The sequence below is a fragment of the Streptomyces sp. NRRL S-495 genome (assembly GCF_000966955.1).
Taxonomy (GTDB): Bacteria; Actinomycetota; Actinomycetes; order Streptomycetales; family Streptomycetaceae; genus Kitasatospora; species Kitasatospora purpeofusca.
This window is the reverse complement of sequence record NZ_JZWY01000102.1, coordinates 1-371: the sequence shown is the minus strand read 5'-3', so window position 1 is coordinate 371 and position 371 is coordinate 1. Positions and strand designations below refer to the sequence as shown.

Annotated in this window: 1 pseudogene; it reads left to right on the top strand. The window is 85.7% G+C overall.

The features are described 5' to 3' along the window. Positions 1-134: 134 nt before the first annotated feature. Positions 135-371, top strand: a pseudogene (locus VR45_RS48410) (hypothetical protein); the annotation flags it as partial.

The following is a 371-nucleotide window of genomic DNA, read 5'->3' as shown; positions in this document are numbered from 1 at the left end:
AGCAGCCGGCGGCCGTCGCGGAGACCCCCGCCGGGCCGACCGCGTCCGAGCCGTCCCTCGCCGAGCAGTCCTCCCCCGGGCCGACCGGGTCCGCGTCGGTCTCCCCCACGCCGTCCGCTCCGGCCGCCACGGCGGTGGCGTGGCAGGCGGTGGGCCGGGTCCGGCCCGGCCCCTCCTGGGCCGACCGGGACCAGCGCCACGGCCGCCACCGCCCCGCCTCGGCGCCCGAGCGCACCGGGTCGGCCCCCGAGGGGGCGCCGGACCTGGGCCGGGCGCAGGCGGCCGAGCAGGCGCCGGAGCAGCCGGGCGCCGCCGGGGCGGACGCCGCCCCGGGCCCGGCGGCCGGGGGTGCCGACGGTGCGGTGGAGCCG